This window comes from Neorhizobium galegae (genome assembly GCF_021391675.1).
GTDB lineage: Bacteria > Pseudomonadota > Alphaproteobacteria > Rhizobiales > Rhizobiaceae > Neorhizobium > Neorhizobium galegae_B.
The window spans coordinates 2,819,777-2,836,190 of sequence record NZ_CP090095.1 but is presented as its reverse complement, the minus strand read 5'-3'; the positions used below and the strand labels follow the sequence as shown (position 1 = coordinate 2,836,190).

Genomic DNA, 16,414 nt, shown 5'->3' with positions numbered 1-16,414 from the left:
GTGATGTTTCTGAAGATCGCCATGTGGGCAGCAAGAGAAGGGGCCGCCAGTGGGCGCGGCCCCTTCTCTGTTTCAATCAGGCGACCGCTTCGAGCGCCGGGTAGTCGGTATAGCCCTTGGCGCCGCCGCCGTAGAAGGTGGACTTGTCGGCCTCGTTGAGCGGCGCATTGTCCTTGAAGCGCTGGACGAGATCCGGGTTGGCGAGGAAGTGCTTGCCGAAGGCGACAGCGTCGGCATAACCGCTTTCGACGGCCTTGGAGGCGCTTTCGCGGTCATAACCGTTGTTGACGAGCCAGCCGCCCTTGCCGCCGGCCTTGCGGTAGATATCCTTCAGTTCCTGGTAATCGAAGGGCTTGTCGCCCTGGAAAAAGGCGCGGTCGCCGCCGGTGGCACCTTCGATCACGTGGATGAAGGAGAGGCCGCGCGGTCCGAGCTGCTCGACGACATAGTTGAAGACGGCCTGCGGATCGGGATCGCTGACGCCGTTGGCCGGTGTTACCGGCGACAGGCGGATGCCGACGCGACCGGCGCCGATTTCCTTGGTCACCGCATCGACGACTTCCACCAGGAACCGTACCCGATTCTCGATCGAGCCGCCGTATTCGTCCGTGCGCTGGTTGGCGCCCGACCTCAGGAACTGGTCGATCAGATAGCCGTTGGCGCCGTGGATTTCGATGCCGTCGAAACCGGCGTCGATCGCGGCGCGGGCGCCCTTGGCGAAATCACTGACGATTCCGGCGATTTCCGCATGTTCGAGCGCGCGGGGAGCGGACGTATCGACGAAGGCGCCGCTGCCATCCGGATTGGTGATATAGGTCTTGCCGCCGGCCGGAATGGCCGAGGGAGCAACCGGAGCGCCGCCGTTCGGCTGCAGCGAGACGTGCGAGACGCGGCCGACATGCCAGATCTGGGTGACGATCTTGCCGCCCTTGCGGTGAACGGCATCCGTCACCTTCTTCCAGCCTTCGATCGCCTGCGGCAGATAAAGGCCCGGTACGTCCGCATAACCCTGGCCCTGCTGGCTGACCGGCGTGCCTTCGGTGACAATCAGCCCGGCAGTGGCGCGCTGTTCGTAATAGGTGACGTTGAGGTCGTTGGGGATCGCCTTCGGCGAGCGGTTGCGTGTCAGGGGAGCCATGACGACGCGGTTGGCAAGTTCGATGTCGCCGAACCTGGTCGGATCAAAAATACTGGCCATTGGAAATTCCTTATGCTGTTGGGAGGAGAGGCGGGGGATCAGAGGGTCGATCTGAGATCGTCGAGGAAGGCCGCGATGGTTTTTTCGTCGCGGTGGTAGAATGCCCATTGGCCGACCCGGTCGATTTTCACCAGGCGGGCTTTCTCAAGCGTCGAAAGATGCGCCGAGACCGTGGATTGGGAGAGGCCGCAGCGTTTTTCGAACTGGCTGGCGCAGATGCCCATTTCGAGCGGGTGCGCCTGATCGCAAAAATGACGTTCCGGCTCCTTCATCCATTCCAGGAATTCGACCCGGACCGGATGCGCCAGCGCTTTCAGAATTTCCGTCTTGTCCATGATGAGGATCCAATATCGGAGTTTCTCGATATATAGATCGTCGGAAGACGATTTAAAGGGAGCGGTTTGCGCAGGAATGGGAGATTGTAAAAAAATGGGCCGCCGGATCGCTCCGAGGCCCAATAATTGTGAAGGTCAAAACCTCCAGAGGGGAACAGCCGGCACAGACGACAGGGACGTCGCCGAAGCGCGCCAGCTGAACTCAATATGGGGAGGCGGGTTTCGCTCGACAAGGGTCTGGATGGGATATTGAACAGAAGTTTTGACGCGGATTGTGACGGTGGAAACCGGTGAATGAGCCGCGACAGAATTCAGCGCAAAAAAAGAGGGCCACTGGATCGCTCCAGGGCCCTATAAGTGTGAAGGTCAAAAAAACCTCCAGAGGGGAACAGCTGCTGCGGCGGAACTGGGAGGAAAAGCCGCCATGTGCATCAGCTGTGTGCGATATGGTGGTTTTTTGTGCAGTGAACAATACTCTTTTGTGCAGGACAGCCATGCGTGAGGCGCAACGCTCTAATTTAATGCGCTCAGTGGTTACATATCAGGCGGCCGCAGAGCCCCCAAAACCCTCGGAATTATAGGGTTTTTCGGGGCATCCAGTTCGGCCCCGCGCCGGTCAGAAGCTCCAGTTGCGGGCCTTGCCGACCACGAAATCGCGGAAGACTTTCAGCTTCGCGGCGTTCTTCATTTCATCCGGATAGCAGAAATAGGTATCGAAGGAGGGGATGTCGGCATTGATAGCCAGCTGAATCAGTCCGGGATCGCGGCCGACGATATAGTCCGGCAAGCATGCGATGCCGATTCCCAGGAGGCAGGCGCGCTTGATCGACGTCTGGCTGTTGATCTGCAGATGCGGCGTGCGGGTATTGTCCGACGACCGGCCCGCGTATTCCAGCCAGTTGACGTCGAGCAGGTAGTTCGGCGCCGGCTCCCCGAAGGTGATGATGCGATGTTGGTCGAGATCCTCGACGGATTGCGGCTCGCCGTAACGGTTGATGTAGGAGGGTGCCGCATAGACGTGCATGTGCACGGTGAAGAGCTTGCGCTGGATGAGGTCGGACTGCACCGGCTGACGAAGCCGGATGGCGCAATCCGCATGGCGCATGTTGACGTCCACTTCCTCGTTGTCGAGGATCAACTGGATCGACATTTCCGGATAGAGCTGCAGGAATTCCTGCACCTTGTCGGTGAGCCAGCCCTGGCCGAGGCCGACGGTCGTCGTCACGCGCAGCTTGCCGGACGGCTTTTCCGTCGTCTCGGTGAGCTGCATCTTCACCGTTTCGAGCTTCAGGAGCACATCGTGGGCAGTGCGATAGAGAAGTTCGCCCTGTTCGGTGAGGATCAGGCCGCGTGCGTGGCGATGGAAGAGTTTTACCCCGACATCCTGTTCCAGTGCGCTGACCTGGCGGCTGATCGCCGACTGGGAAAGATGCAGCTTGTCGGCCGCATGGGTGAAGGATCCTGCCTCCGCCGCCGCGTGGAAAATGCGCAGTTTATCCCAGTCGAGCGGCACACCCATCGTTCAACGTCACTCCGCGGCTATGGCAACCGGCTGGATGCCGGAAAGGTAACGTTCGGCCTCGAGCGCTGCCATGCAGCCCATGCCGGCGGCGGTGATCGCCTGGCGAAAAGTGTCGTCCGTCACGTCGCCGGCGGCAAACACGCCGGGCACGTCGGTGGCAGTTGAATCGGGAGCTGTCCACAGATAGCCGTTCGGCTTCATCTTCAATTTGCCCTGGAACAGTTCTGTCGCCGGCGCATGGCCGATCGCCACGAAGACGCCATGGATCGGGAAGTCGGTAACTGTACCGGTCTGGGTGTTGCGCAGCTTGACGCCCTCGACGGACGGCGGCATCGGCGCCTTGGCCGGCTTGCCGGTGATCTCGGCGATTTCGGTGTTCCACAACACGTTGACATTCGAGCGCTGGGAGAGGCGTTCAGACAAGATCTTTTCCGAGCGGAACGAGTCACGGCGGTGCACGACCGTCACCGACTTGGCGATGTTCGACAGGTAGAGCGCTTCCTCGACGGCCGAATTGCCGCCGCCGACCACGATCACGTCCTTGTTGCGATAGAAGAAGCCGTCGCAGGTGGCGCAGGCGGAGACGCCAAAGCCCTGGAACTGCTGTTCGGTTTCGATGCCGAGCCATTTTGCCTTGGCGCCGGTCGAGATGATGATCGTCTCGGCGGTCCAGACGGCTCCCGAATCGGTGCGCACGGTGAAGGGGCGATGGTTGAGCTCGACTTCGGTGACGAGGTCATTGACGATCTCGGCGCCCACATGGGTCGCCTGTTTCAGCATCTGCTCCATCAGCCAGGGACCCTGGATCGGATCGCCGAAGCCCGGATAGTTCTCGACATCCGTGGTGATCATCAGCTGGCCGCCCTGTTCCATGCCGGCGATCAGAACCGGCTTCAGCATGGCGCGCGCCGCATAGATGGCGGCGGTATAGCCAGCCGGGCCGGAGCCGATGATCAGGACCTCGGTATGACGGGAGGACATGGGTTATTTCCTTTCAAAGACCGGTCGACGTTTCGTTGCCCCTCATATAGGTGGTCGATGTCCGGTCTGCCGCTTTAGAAGCGCCATGTAAGATCGATCCATGCAGCAATGCAAGGGCAGCCTTGCACTAACAACAGATCAGTTGGCATGGAAACGGAAGCCAAGCGCCTCAAGACATATTCTTGCGTAAAATTCCTCTTGCGATAAAAGCACTGCAGAATGAAGGGGACCTATGTGCTTCGCGCCGATCTTGATGCCATCGACCTAAAAATCCTGCGGGAATTGCAACGTGACGGGCGCATGACCAATGTCGAGCTCGCAGAACGCGTCGGCATTTCCGCCCCGCCCTGCCTGCGCCGCGTGCGCAAGCTCGAGGAAGCCGGTATCATCGAAGGCTATCACGCGCTTCTCAACGCCCCGAAACTCGGCGTGGATCTCGTCGCCTTCTGCATGGTCGGGCTGAAGCGGCAGTCGGACGCGGACCTCAAGGCCTTCGCTGCGAAGGTGCAGCAATGGCCGATGGTGCGGGAGGCCTGGATGGTCAACGGCGACAGCGATTTCCTGCTGCGCTGCGCGGCCCAGAACCTCACCGTCTTCCAGGACTTCGTCATCGAGGTACTGACCGCCGACCAGCATGTGGACACGGTGCGCACCATGCTGACCATTCGACAGGTGAAGCAGCTGGGTCTGGTCGAGATTTGAAGCGCACCGGCGCCGGCGGGCGCCTAGTCACTTGCTCCCGGCAGGCCGAAACCGCTTCTTGTGAATGAATGCGATCAGCTTGTCCTCCATCAGGCGGCGCTGCTTGGCGAACGCGTAGAACCATTTCCGCTTGTTGGTTTTTCTGGCGCGGCCGGAGCTCGCGAGGATTTCGCTTGCGGCATCCGTGGTGGTGACGGGCGAGGGCCAGAAGGAATAACCGTGGCCGGTTCGGGTCAGCCAGTGGCGGAAATAATTGTCGACCGGCGCGAACATCTTTTTGTGCTCCTCGATGAAGAGCCGGGCGCCTTCGCGTGACCAGACGATCGCGCTCGTCGTCATCGGGAAGTAATGGGCGGCCACCAGTTCGCAGTCGTGGCCGCCGATGCCGTAGCGGGAGAGAGGGGTGGCGATCTTGAGTTTGTTGTTGCCGATATTGATCAGCCGCCAGTCGGGATCGGCCTTCTCGAGATCGGGGAGGGCCGCTTCGAGCAGTTCGACCGGGTTGCAGAGCGGCAACGCGTCGTCTTCCAGAACCAGCGCATAACGGGCGTCGGACTTCAGGAAATGTTCGGCGACCTTCAGGTGGCTGCGGTAGCAGCCGATTTCGCCGCCGACGAGGGTGCGGCCCATATAACTCTGGGCGCGCTCGGCGTCGTAGTCCGGGATCGTCGCGAGATCGAACTTGCGGCCGTCGACGGCGGAGATCCGCTCGAAGACGATACCGAAGGCTGAAAGACGGTCGCTGATGGTCTGCAGGCGGTCATTGCTGCCATCCAGATTGATGACATAGGTCTCAAGCGATTGCATATTTCCCTTTTTCGGCAAGGAGGCGCAGCAGCATTTCGCCTGCTATAGCCGCCCCCGTCGCCGGTAGACTTGTGATAGTCGAAGCTTTTCGAATGTTGCTATATCGCGGCCGGATGGTTTTTGGAACAAGCGTCGTTTTAGTCCCGACAATATCGTCCGCGCAGGTGCTGAAGAGTTGAGGCGCCATATCCGGGACAGGTCCGGCATTCCCGGGACAACTGTTTTTGTCTCCTTCGCGCAGGTTTTTCAACCGCAACAGGGAGGCAGAGCTTCCTTCGGATGCCGATTTCGGTATACAGCGGCTTAAAGAAAACGGCAGGACAACGATTTATGCGGGTTCATCAGTATATTTTCGGCAAGGACGGCGGGGCGGAGAAATTCTTCGTGCATCTGGTCGGCGCTCTCGACCGCCGTGGGGTCGATCAGACGGTCGTGATGCGCTGGAACCGCCGCTGGAAGCCGGATGTCGAGGCCCATGCCAAGGTGATCGAGAGCAATTTCCGCAACCTGTCGATCGATCGCATCCTTCTGCCGATGAAGGTGCTGTCCATGGCAAAGCGGGACAAGGCCGACGCGATCATCTCCTGGTCCACCCGCGGCGCCCGCTTGATGCCGGACTACAAGGGGGGTATCAAGCTCTCCCGTCTCGGCGACTACCCCACCCATCTCGGCTATTTCAAGAACTCCGACATTCTCGTCTGCAATACGCCGGGCATTGCCGACCATGTGCGCAACAATCTCGGCTGGACCCGCGGCGTCGAGGTGATCTCGAACTTCACCGACACGTCGATCGTGGCACCGATCTCAAGGTCGGTTGCCGATACGCCGGACGGCGTGCCGCTGATCATGACGATGGGCCGTTTCGTCAAACGCAAGCGTTTCCACCTGCTGATCGAGGCGATGACGGCGGTGCCGGACGCCTATCTGTGGATCGCCGGCGACGGCGAGGAGCGGGAAGCGCTGGAAGCGGTCATGCGCGAGCACAAGATGGAGAACCGGGTACGGTTCCTCGGCTGGCACAAGGATACACGGCCATATCTTGCCGCCGCAGACATCTTCATCATGCCGTCCAGCCACGAGCCGCTCGGCAACGTCATTTTCGAGGCCTGGGCGCAGAGCAAGCCGGTGATTTCCTCGCGTTCGGAAGGTCCTTCCTGGTTCGTACAGCACGGCGAAAACGGCCTGCTCGTCGATATCGACGATGTCGCCGGTTATTCGCGCGCCATCAATCAGGTGATCGCAGATCCTCAGCTGGCGGCGAGCCTTGGCGAAAAGGGCAGGGCGACGCTGGTGGGGCAGTTTTCGGAAGAGGCGGTGGCGAGCGCCTATATCGACCTTTTCAAGCGGAAGCCGTGATCCGGTAGATATTGCCGAGCAGCTTTGCTTCGCCTTCGATGCTGAAATTTTCGAGCGCGTGGGCGCGCGAGCGGGCCGAGGCGGCCTTGCGGCGGGCTTCGTTGTCCATGAAGGCGGCCGCTGCCTCTGCCATCGCATCGACGCTGTCGCGGGCGATGATCAGGCCGGTCTCTTCGTCGCCCGTCACCAGCAGTTCCGGGAAGGCGCCGACATCGGTCGCAATCACCGGGACTGCGGTCGCCATGGCTTCCAGCGGCGTCAGCCCGAAACCTTCCCAGCGCTGCGGCGCGATGAAGAGGTCGAGGGCGCGATACCATTCGTTGATATCGGTGTGTTCGCCGACGAACAGGATGCGGTCAGCAAGGCCGGCGGCCGCGACCTTCTTCTTCAGCCCGTCCTCGAAATCCACATGCGGACCGGTGGCGCGACCGGCGACGATCGCCGACCAGTCCTTGCGGCCGGCGAGCACGCGGATCATTGAATCCACAAAGAGATCGGTGCCCTTCTGGCGCCGCACGCGGCCGAAACAGCCGACGATCTTCTGTGCCGGATCGAGACCGCGGGCGCGCTTGGCGTCGGCCGTGTCCGAGGGCGGCGAGAAGCGGGTGGTGTCGATGCCATGCAGCACGACGGTGTTCTTGACCGTCAGATAATCCGCCGTCTTGCCGCTGGTGGCGATGACGGCGTCCATCTTCGAGACCAGCCATTTCGTCCAGCCGGTATGGCGGCGCTGGGAGGCCGAGGTGAAGACGATCTTCATCGGCATGCGCAACACGTCGCGCATGAAAATCGCCGGCAGCATCTCGATATTGCGGCGCGCATGCCAGATCCGGCACCGCTTGCCGCGCGGCGGCGACCAGAGGCGGAACAAGTCGCGATAGCGGACATGGGCCAAGTCGGCGGGCAGGCCGGGGCCAAGGGCCGCGACCTTCTGGCCGAGCGATCTCTGGACGGGCACGAGCTGGATGATCGTCGACGTGACGCCGGAGAGGCGCCGCTTGAAATTCGGCGCGATCACTTCGACGTCACGGATATCGATGATGGCGGGATCGCCGTTTTTGCCCACGGGCCTATCAGCCCCAGGAAATGGCGAGGATGGCGTAGGCCTTGGAGCCGCCGGGGGCGACCACTTCGATGGAATCGCCCTTTTCCTTGCCGATCATGGCGCGGGCGATCGGCGACGAGATGGAGATGCGGCCGGCCTTCACGTCGGCTTCCTGGTCGCCGACGATCTGGTAGATCTTTTCCTCGTCGGTATCCTCGTCGATGAGCTTCACGGTCGCGCCGAACTTGATCTTCGAGCCGGACATCTTGGAGAGGTCGATGACCTCAGCGCGAGCCGTCAGATCTTCGAGCTCGGTGACGCGGCCTTCGTTATGGCTCTGGGCCTCCTTGGCGGCATGGTATTCTGCATTTTCCGAAAGGTCGCCATGGGCGCGCGCTTCCGCGATTGCCTCGATGATACGGGGACGCTCCTCCTGCTGACGCCAGCGCAGCTCCTCTTGCAGCTTGGAAAAACCACTCTGCGTCATCGGTACCTTTTCAACCATTTCCTTGTCCTTCAGGCGCATGCCCGCGGATACCGCGGACACAAAAAGAAACAGGTTCCGGAGCGAAACTTCGGAACCATCGTAAAATCAGAATGTAGGTCACTATAACAGAATTTCGACAGCGAGCGCTAGGAATTTCGAAACCCTGTCGATGTGCCCCTCCCTCAGCATGTGGATACAAGCGGCACCATTTGTCAATGACTTGACGAGCTGAAAAAGAACATTTAGTGAACATTCTAATGAAGAAGTCGCTGAAAGAACGCCTGGCGATCCTTTCGGATGCCGCCAAATACGATGCATCCTGTGCCTCCAGCGGAACTGTGAAGCGGGACTCTTCCGCGACAGGCGGGCTTGGCTCGACGGAGGGTTCGGGCATCTGCCATGCCTATGCGCCGGACGGGCGCTGCATATCGCTCCTGAAGATCCTGCTCACCAATTTCTGCATCTACGACTGTGCCTATTGCATCAACCGGTCGTCCAGCAATGTGGAGCGAGCCCGCTTCACGCCGGAGGAGGTGATCTGGCTGACGCTGGAATTCTACCGCCGCAACTATATCGAAGGCCTGTTCCTCTCCTCCGGCATCATCCGCTCTTCCGACCACACGATGGAGGAGATGGTGCGGATCGCCAGGGAGCTCAGGACCACCCACGGGTTCAGCGGCTATATCCATCTGAAGAGCATTCCTGAGGCTTCTGCGCATCTGATCGAGGAGGCGGGGCTTTATGCCGACAGGCTGTCGATCAATATCGAGCTGCCGACCGATAGCGGCATCAGCCGGTTCGCGCCGGAAAAGCGGCCGAACAACATCCGCCGCTCGATGGGCAAGCTCAGGCTGAAGATCGAGGAGATGGCCGAGCCGACGCTGCAGACGAAACGCAAGAAGACGTTCGCGCCGGCCGGGCAGAGCACGCAGATGATCGTCGGTGCCGATGGCGCCAGCGACGCGACCATTCTCGGCACCAGCGCCCGGCTCTACGGGAGCTACGGCTTGAAACGGGTCTATTATTCCGCCTTCAGCCCGATCCCGGATTCGTCAAAGACGCTGCCGCTGATCAAGCCGCCACTGATGCGCGAGCACCGGCTCTACCAGGCGGACTGGCTCTACCGGTTCTACGGCTTCGAGATCGGCGAAATCACGGCGACGCAGGTAGACGGCATGCTCGATCTCGATCTGGACCCGAAGCTTGCCTGGGCGCTCGGCCATCGCGAACGGTTCCCGGTGGACGTCAACCGGGCGGAGAAGGAGATGCTGCTGAGGGTGCCGGGTTTCGGCACCAAGACAGTCAAAGGCATTCTCTCAGCGCGGCGATTCGGGCGGCTGCGGCTCGACGATCTGAAGCGGCTCGGCGTATCGCTGAGGAAGGTGCAGCCGTTCATCACGGCGGAGGGCTGGACGCCGCACCGGCTGGTCGACCGGACAGACTTGCGGGCGATGTTCGAGCCGAAGCCCGAGCAATTGTCATTGTTATGAGGTACCGTTTTTCGCTGCGGGGCAGGGGCGATCTCACCGAGTGGCGCGATGCCGCCCGCGCCTTCCTGATGGCCGGGATCGTGCCCGAATATGTCGAATGGCGGACGATGGACGATGCCGACGGGCTGTTCGGTTTCGACGAGAACCATCTGCCGCCGCCGCATCCGGACTGCGAGCCGATGACGGTGCCGCCCGCCTTCATACGGATGGCAGAGGCGGTGCTCTGCCATTCCGACCCGACACGGTTTGCGCTGCTCTACCGCATGCTGTTCCGGATGATGCATGGCGGGGTGATTCATGGCCGGCACCTGCTGCAGATGGCGACCGATCCGGACGTGGTTGCGGCAAGCCGCATGGCGAAATCGGTCGGCCGCGACTATCACAAGATGACCGCCTTCGTGCGTTTCAAGGAACTGCCGCTCAAGGAAGGCACGGCCGGGCGACGGCGCTTCATCTCCTGGTTCGAGCCGGATCATTTCATCGTCGCCCGGGTGGCGCCTTTCTTCCAGCGGCGTTTCACCGACATGGACTGGCTGATCCTGACGCCGATGGGCTCGGCCTCCTGGGACGGCGAGACGCTGCGCACGACGGACGAGCCGGCGGAGAAGCCCGATCTGCGTGACGAGACCGACGAGCTGTGGCGCACTTACTACGCCTCGATCTTCAATCCGGCGCGGCTGAAGGTGAAAATGATGACCACGGAGATGCCGAAGAAATACTGGAAGAACCTGCCGGAAACGGAGCTCATTCCGGGGCTGATCGCCAATGCCGAGGCCAATGTCATCGACATGGCGCGCAAGGCGGCGAGCGAACCCTTGCCCTTCCATCACCGCATCCAGGAGGCGGCCGCCAGGGCACCGGCGGAGCCCATGGCTGCTGCCGGTACGCTTGCTGCGCTGAAGCAGGAGGCGCGGCATTGCACGCGCTGCGACATCCATTGCCTCGCGACCCAGACGGTGTTCGGCGACGGTCCGCCGGACGCGCGGGTGATGTTCGTCGGCGAGCAGCCGGGCGACCAGGAAGACTTGGCGGGAAAACCCTTCGTCGGGCCGGCGGGAAAACTGTTCAACGACGTGATCGGCGAGGTCGGCATCGACCGGCGGTCGCTTTATATCACCAATGCGGTGAAGCACTTCAAATACGAGCCGCGCGGCAAGCGTCGCATCCACCAGAAACCGAATATGGGCGAGGTGCGGCAATGCCGCTGGTGGCTGACCCAGGAACTGGAACTGGTGAAGCCGAAACTGGTGGTGGCGATGGGCGCGACGGCTCTGTTTGCGCTGACCGACATGCGCCAGAAGCTGGAGGATGTCAGGGGCGAGCCCATTGCCATGGAGGAGGGGCGCATGCTGTTCGTGACCGTGCACCCATCCTATCTCCTGCGCATTCCCGATGAGGGCAGGAAGGCGGAGGAGCTTGCCCGGTTCAGGGAAGACATGCGCCGGATCAAGCGTTTGGCGGCGTGAGCGGAGAGAATGATTCAGGCGGTTAGGGGACGTAGGTCGGCGCTTTCGGCAGGTTGGGCGGATCATAATCGCCGGTGCTCTTACGGGTGCCAACCGATTCATGGATGAGGGCCTCTTGCGGGATCAAGCGCGGATCGACGCACGGGATATAATAACCCGTCGCTGCATGACGTTTCCGCCACGAGGTTTTCGGAACCTTGCGCGGGATGCACTCCACGAGACGCCATCCCCAGTTCATCGAATCGTGCAGCGGGGCGAACCGATCGAGCGCGGCGTAATCGTTCTTTTCCCCTTCTCCGAGAACGATCTTGTCGATGACATCGTCCTTGTAGTGGAGACCCGTCGGCCGGGTCTCGCGGATCATCCAGTCCAGTGGAATCTTGATCTGGCCGCTTTCCTTTTCCGGGAAGCCGCCACCGACATCGCAGTGGAATCCTGAGAACCAAACCTCCTTGGCGTTCTGGGGTCCCTTTGGCGCAGCAAAGGGGTTGCCGCGATAGACTTGGCCGGGGGTCCAAAGTTCCGGCCTGAACATGGTGCGCCGCTCGTCGATCGCGAGAGCGTGGCGCACCCACTCGACGCTGGGATTGCTGTGCGTGAAAGGGTGAGTTTTCAGCTGTAGCCGTCCGCGGCCGGTCTCGATCATCGAGGCAACCGTATCGAACAGACCGAGAAGCTTTATCGGCGGCCGGTCATTGTCGAGCATCCGCTCATAGAGGCGCATGCCGGCAAACGGCGAGGCTTCACCTGTGCCTGCTGCCGAGGACTGCGGGATATCCTTGTAGGTTCTGTAGGCGTAGTCGAGGAGATTGAGATAAAGCGGGGAGATCAGCCCGAAGGCATGGATGAAGCCCGCCAGCACCCTGGCGGTGTAGGCGCCGCGACTGAAGCCGAACAGGTAGATGCGGTCGCGGTCCGGGTGGCGGCCGTTCTCGACCGGGCCGCAGTCATAGTTGTCGACGAGAAAGCGATAGGCTTCCTTGACGTTGTGGTCGAGGCCCCAGCCGGTCGCAAGGCCCAGCACTTCGCTCGCATTCCGGGCGAGTGAAGACCAGTGTTCGTCGGCACCGAATGTTCCGACGCCGGGATCGTAATACACGATCTGCCGTTCCGATCGCTCCAGCGTTCCGAACAGCCGGAGGATGTTGGTGCGGCTGGCCTTGATTTCGTTGGACGTGCCGTCCAGCAAAATGACGATGTTCTTGCTCATGGATCATTCCCCCGAGTGCCCCTTGATACGGTAGCATTCGGGAGAATAAATTTCAACCTATGGTCGATTTCGGCAGCCTGGACCCGTCTAGGTCCGTTTGATCAGAAATAGCTCTGCAGCGGGCGGACTTCGAGGTTGCCGGCCTTGAGCGCCTTGATCGCCATGGCGGCGGCTTCGGCGCCGGCCATGGTGGTGTAATAGGGCACCTTCTGCATCAGCGTCGCGCGGCGGAGCGATTTGGAGTCCGAGATCGCCTTGTTGCTGTCGGTCGTGTTGATGACCAGCTGGACCTGGCGGTTGCGGATCGCATCCTCGATATGCGGGCGGCCTTCCAGCACCTTGTTGATGCGGGTTGCGGAAATGCCCTGTTCGGCGAGGAAGCGGGCGGTACCGCCCGTTGCCAGAACCTTGAAGCCGATATCGGTCAGGATGCGGATTGCCGGAAGCACGCGGATCTTGTCCTCGTCGCGGACCGAGACGAAGACCGTTCCGTCGCGCGGCAGTTCGACGCTGGCGCCGAGCTGCGACTTGGCGAAGGCCAGCGCGAAATCCGTGTCGAGGCCGATGACTTCACCGGTCGAGCGCATTTCCGGGCCGAGCAGGATGTCGACGCCGGGGAAGCGGGCGAACGGGAAGACGGCTTCCTTGACGGCGATATGCTTCAGGTTGCGCGGATCGGGCTTGGTGCCGTAGGCGGCAAAGGTCGCGTCGAGCTTTTCGCCGGCCATGACGCGGGCGGCAATCTTGGCGATCGGCGCACCGATGGTTTTTGCGACGAAAGGCACGGTGCGCGAGGCGCGCGGATTGACTTCGAGAACGTAGACCGTGCCATCCTTGATGGCGAACTGGACGTTCATCAGGCCGACGACATGCAGCGCCTTGGCCATGGCCTTCGCCTGACGTTCCAGCTCGTCGATCATCTCGTTGGAAAGCGTGCGCGGCGGCAGCGAGCAGGCGCTGTCGCCCGAATGGATGCCGGCTTCCTCGATATGTTCCATGATGCCGGCGACATAGACGTCGGTGCCGTCGCAGACACAGTCCACGTCGACTTCGATCGCATTGCTCAGATAGCTGTCGAACAGAAGCGGGTTCTTGCCGAGCAGCGTATTGATCTGGCCGGTCTTGTCGTTCGGGTAACGCTGCTTGATGTCTTCCGGCACCAGGCCCGGCACCGTGTCGAGCAGGTAGCTCTGCAGCATCGATTCCGAATGGATGATCTGCATGGCGCGGCCGCCGAGCACGTAGGACGGGCGCACGACCAGCGGGAAGCCGATTTCGGAGGCGACAAGGCGGGCCTGTTCGACCGAGTAGGCGATGCCGTTGTTCGGCTGGTTGAGGTCGAGCTTCATCAGAAGCTTCTGGAAGCGGTCGCGGTCTTCGGCAAGGTCGATCATGTCGGGCGCGGTGCCGAGGATCGGGATGCCGTTCTTTTCGAGCGCCTCGGCGAGCTTCAGCGGCGTCTGGCCGCCGAACTGGACGATGACGCCGACCACTTCGCCCTTTTCCTGCTCGGCGCGCAGGATCTCGATCACGTCTTCGGCTGTCAGCGGCTCGAAATAGAGCCGGTCCGAGGTGTCGTAGTCGGTCGAGACGGTTTCCGGGTTGCAGTTGATCATGATCGCTTCGTAACCGGCGTCCTTTAGTGCGAAGGCGGCATGGCAGCAGCAATAGTCGAACTCGATGCCCTGGCCGATGCGGTTCGGACCGCCGCCGAGGATGACGACTTTCTTGGCGGTCGACACTTCGGCTTCGGAGCGCAGCTCGCCGACGAACGGCGTTTCATAGGTCGAATACATGTAGGCGGTCGGCGAGGCGAATTCGGCAGCGCAGGTGTCGATGCGCTTGAAGACCGGGCGGACGTTCAGGCTGTTGCGCAGTTCGGCCACTTCCTTCGGGCGCTTCTTGGTGAGGCTGGCGAGGCGGGCATCGGAAAAGCCCATGGCCTTCAGCATGCGCAGGTTCTCGGCATCGTTCGGCAGGCCGTGCTCGCGGATGCGGGCTTCCATGTCGGTGATGCCCTTGAGCTGGGCGATGAACCACGGATCGATCTTGCAGGCCTCGTGGACTTCACCTTCGGTGAGGCCGAGGCGCAGCGCCTGGGCGACCATGCGCAACCGGTCCGGCGTCGGCGTGCCGATCGCGGCGCGGATCGCATTCTTGGAATTCTCGCCGTCCTCGAAGCCGGGGATTTCGATCTCGTCGAGGCCGGTCAGGCCGGTTTCGAGGCCGCGCAGCGCCTTCTGCAGCGATTCGGCAAAGGTGCGGCCGATCGCCATGACTTCGCCGACCGACTTCATCGCGGTGGTCAGGATCGGCGAGGCGCCGGGGAATTTCTCGAAGGCGAAACGCGGGATCTTGGTGACGACGTAGTCGATCGACGGTTCGAACGAGGCGGGCGTCGCGCCGCCGGTGATGTCGTTGTCGAGTTCGTCCAGCGTATAGCCGATCGCGAGCTTGGCGGCGACCTTGGCGATCGGGAAGCCGGTGGCCTTCGATGCGAGCGCCGACGAGCGCGAGACGCGCGGGTTCATCTCGATGACGACGAGACGGCCGTCCTTCGGGTTGACGGCGAACTGCACGTTTGAGCCGCCGGTCTCGACGCCGATCTCGCGCAGCACCGCGATCGAGGCGTTGCGCATCATCTGGTATTCCTTGTCGGTCAGCGTCAGAGCCGGCGCGACAGTGATCGAATCGCCCGTGTGGACGCCCATCGGATCGATGTTCTCGATCGAGCAGATGATGATGCAGTTGTCCGCTTTGTCGCGGATCACCTCCATCTCGTATTCCTTCCAGCCGAGCACCGACTCTTCGATCAGCACTTCGGTGGTCGGCGAGGCATCGAGGCCGCCGGAAACGATCTCGAAGAATTCCGAGCGGTTGTAGGCAATGCCGCCGCCGGTACCGCCCATGGTGAAGGACGGGCGGATGATGGCGGGCAGGCCGACCACGTCGATCGCCTGGGCGGCAATCGCCATGGCGTGGCTGATATAACGCTGCTTGCGGTCGGTCTCGCCAAGGTTCCACTGGTTTTCGAGCTCGTCGAGTGCCTTGTCGAGTTCGGCACCCGTCAGGCTTTCCTTTACCCGGTTGCGCTCGATCTCATGGGTCTTGCGGTCGGCATCCTTGATGTCGGTGGCGTTGGCCAGCATCGACTTCGGGGTTTCAAGGCCGATGCGCGCCATGGCTTCGCGGAACAGGGCGCGGTCTTCGGCCATGTCGATGGCGGCCGGCTTGGCGCCAATCATCTCGACATTGTAGCGGTCGAGCACGCCCATGCGCTTCAGTGACAGCGCGGTGTTGAGGGCCGTCTGGCCGCCCATGGTCGGCAGCAGCGCGTCCGGGCGTTCCTTGGCGATGATCTTGGCGACGACTTCGGGGGTGATCGGTTCGACATAGGTGGCGTCGGCAAGGCCCGGGTCGGTCATGATCGTCGCCGGATTGGAATTGACCAGGATGACCCGGTAGCCTTCTTCCTTCAGCGCCTTGCAGGCCTGGGTGCCTGAATAGTCGAACTCGCATGCCTGGCCGATGACGATCGGACCCGCGCCGATGATGAGGATCGATTTCAAATCTTGGCGCTTGGGCATGGGGTATCTTTCCGCTTTTTTCCTGCGCGGAAAACCGGCGCGGTGTGGAATACCACCGGTCGGGTCGCGCGCGCATGTCTTTTCAGGCTAGACGCGGCTTATAGGCAAATGTTGTTGGGAACGGAACCCCATAAATCGCCAAATCGACAGGAAAACGGAGGATGACAGGAAATCCTCAAATCGACATTTCCGCTTTCGCAAACATTAAGGTTTCTTGGCAGCATTCGT

13 protein-coding genes are annotated in these 16,414 nt (G+C 61.5%); 4 read left to right on the top strand and 9 right to left on the bottom strand.

Annotated elements, in window-relative coordinates; translation table 11 throughout:
- Positions 1 to 76: 76 nt before the first annotated feature.
- The 4 genes from LZK81_RS14045 to trxB all read right to left on the bottom strand — a co-directional run bounded on the left by LZK81_RS14045 (position 77) and on the right by trxB (position 4,036).
- Complete coding sequence (locus LZK81_RS14045) at positions 77 to 1,198, bottom strand: alkene reductase (protein WP_233953671.1); 1,122 nt, start codon at positions 1,196 to 1,198, stop codon at positions 77 to 79.
- A 38-nt stretch (positions 1,199 to 1,236) separates the two neighbouring features.
- Positions 1,237 to 1,533: an ArsR/SmtB family transcription factor gene (locus LZK81_RS14040; RefSeq protein ID WP_046603889.1), complete on the bottom strand. Its 297-nt coding sequence runs from the start codon at positions 1,531 to 1,533 to the stop codon at positions 1,237 to 1,239.
- Between the two features lie 616 nt (positions 1,534 to 2,149).
- On the bottom strand, positions 2,150 to 3,046 hold the full coding sequence (locus tag LZK81_RS14035; protein WP_046633779.1) for a LysR family transcriptional regulator VtlR: 897 nt from the start codon (positions 3,044 to 3,046) through the stop codon (positions 2,150 to 2,152).
- A gap of 15 nt (positions 3,047 to 3,061) precedes the next feature.
- Positions 3,062 to 4,036 carry a thioredoxin-disulfide reductase gene (trxB, locus tag LZK81_RS14030; protein ID WP_046603890.1) on the bottom strand — a complete coding sequence of 325 codons (975 nt, stop codon included), beginning with the start codon at positions 4,034 to 4,036 and terminating at the stop codon, positions 3,062 to 3,064.
- Positions 4,037 to 4,255: 219 nt separating this feature from the next.
- On the opposite strand from trxB, the gene LZK81_RS14025 reads away from it, so the two are divergent.
- A complete protein-coding gene (locus tag LZK81_RS14025) occupies positions 4,256 to 4,738 on the top strand; it encodes an Lrp/AsnC family transcriptional regulator (RefSeq protein WP_304655949.1) in 483 nt (160 codons plus the stop codon).
- Between the two features lie 27 nt (positions 4,739 to 4,765).
- Here the strand turns inward: LZK81_RS14025 and LZK81_RS14020 are convergent, their stop codons facing one another.
- Positions 4,766 to 5,545, bottom strand: a complete 780-nt coding sequence (locus tag LZK81_RS14020; RefSeq protein WP_233953670.1) for a glycosyltransferase family 25 protein — start codon at positions 5,543 to 5,545, stop codon at positions 4,766 to 4,768.
- A 330-nt stretch (positions 5,546 to 5,875) separates the two neighbouring features.
- On the opposite strand from LZK81_RS14020, the gene LZK81_RS14015 reads away from it, so the two are divergent.
- On the top strand, positions 5,876 to 6,901 hold the full coding sequence (locus LZK81_RS14015) for a glycosyltransferase (RefSeq protein WP_046609284.1): 1,026 nt from the start codon (positions 5,876 to 5,878) through the stop codon (positions 6,899 to 6,901).
- Here LZK81_RS14015 and LZK81_RS14010 read toward each other — a convergent pair.
- Together LZK81_RS14010 and greA are read right to left on the bottom strand one after the other, a co-directional pair.
- Complete coding sequence (locus LZK81_RS14010) at positions 6,885 to 7,943, bottom strand: glycosyltransferase family 4 protein (RefSeq protein WP_233956562.1); 1,059 nt, start codon at positions 7,941 to 7,943, stop codon at positions 6,885 to 6,887. The genes LZK81_RS14015 and LZK81_RS14010 overlap by 17 nt on opposite strands.
- A gap of 31 nt (positions 7,944 to 7,974) precedes the next feature.
- Positions 7,975 to 8,451, bottom strand: a complete 477-nt coding sequence (greA, locus tag LZK81_RS14005; RefSeq protein WP_038593649.1) for a transcription elongation factor GreA — start codon at positions 8,449 to 8,451, stop codon at positions 7,975 to 7,977.
- 239 nt (positions 8,452 to 8,690) lie between these two features.
- Between greA and LZK81_RS14000 the strand changes: the two genes are divergently transcribed.
- Both LZK81_RS14000 and LZK81_RS13995 read left to right on the top strand, forming a co-directional pair.
- Positions 8,691 to 9,923, top strand: a complete 1,233-nt coding sequence (locus tag LZK81_RS14000; protein WP_233956560.1) for a putative DNA modification/repair radical SAM protein — start codon at positions 8,691 to 8,693, stop codon at positions 9,921 to 9,923.
- Complete coding sequence (locus LZK81_RS13995) at positions 9,920 to 11,389, top strand: UdgX family uracil-DNA binding protein (RefSeq protein ID WP_233953669.1); 1,470 nt, start codon at positions 9,920 to 9,922, stop codon at positions 11,387 to 11,389. The genes LZK81_RS14000 and LZK81_RS13995 overlap by 4 nt, the downstream gene beginning before the upstream one ends.
- A gap of 22 nt (positions 11,390 to 11,411) precedes the next feature.
- Here LZK81_RS13995 and LZK81_RS13990 read toward each other — a convergent pair whose 3' ends face one another.
- Both LZK81_RS13990 and carB read right to left on the bottom strand, forming a co-directional pair.
- Positions 11,412 to 12,599: a T6SS phospholipase effector Tle1-like catalytic domain-containing protein gene (locus tag LZK81_RS13990; protein WP_046603895.1), complete on the bottom strand. Its 1,188-nt coding sequence runs from the start codon at positions 12,597 to 12,599 to the stop codon at positions 11,412 to 11,414.
- A gap of 101 nt (positions 12,600 to 12,700) precedes the next feature.
- Positions 12,701 to 16,186 carry a carbamoyl-phosphate synthase large subunit gene (gene carB, locus LZK81_RS13985; protein WP_046603896.1) on the bottom strand — a complete coding sequence of 1,162 codons (3,486 nt, stop codon included), beginning with the start codon at positions 16,184 to 16,186 and terminating at the stop codon, positions 12,701 to 12,703.
- Positions 16,187 to 16,414 lie beyond the last annotated feature (228 nt).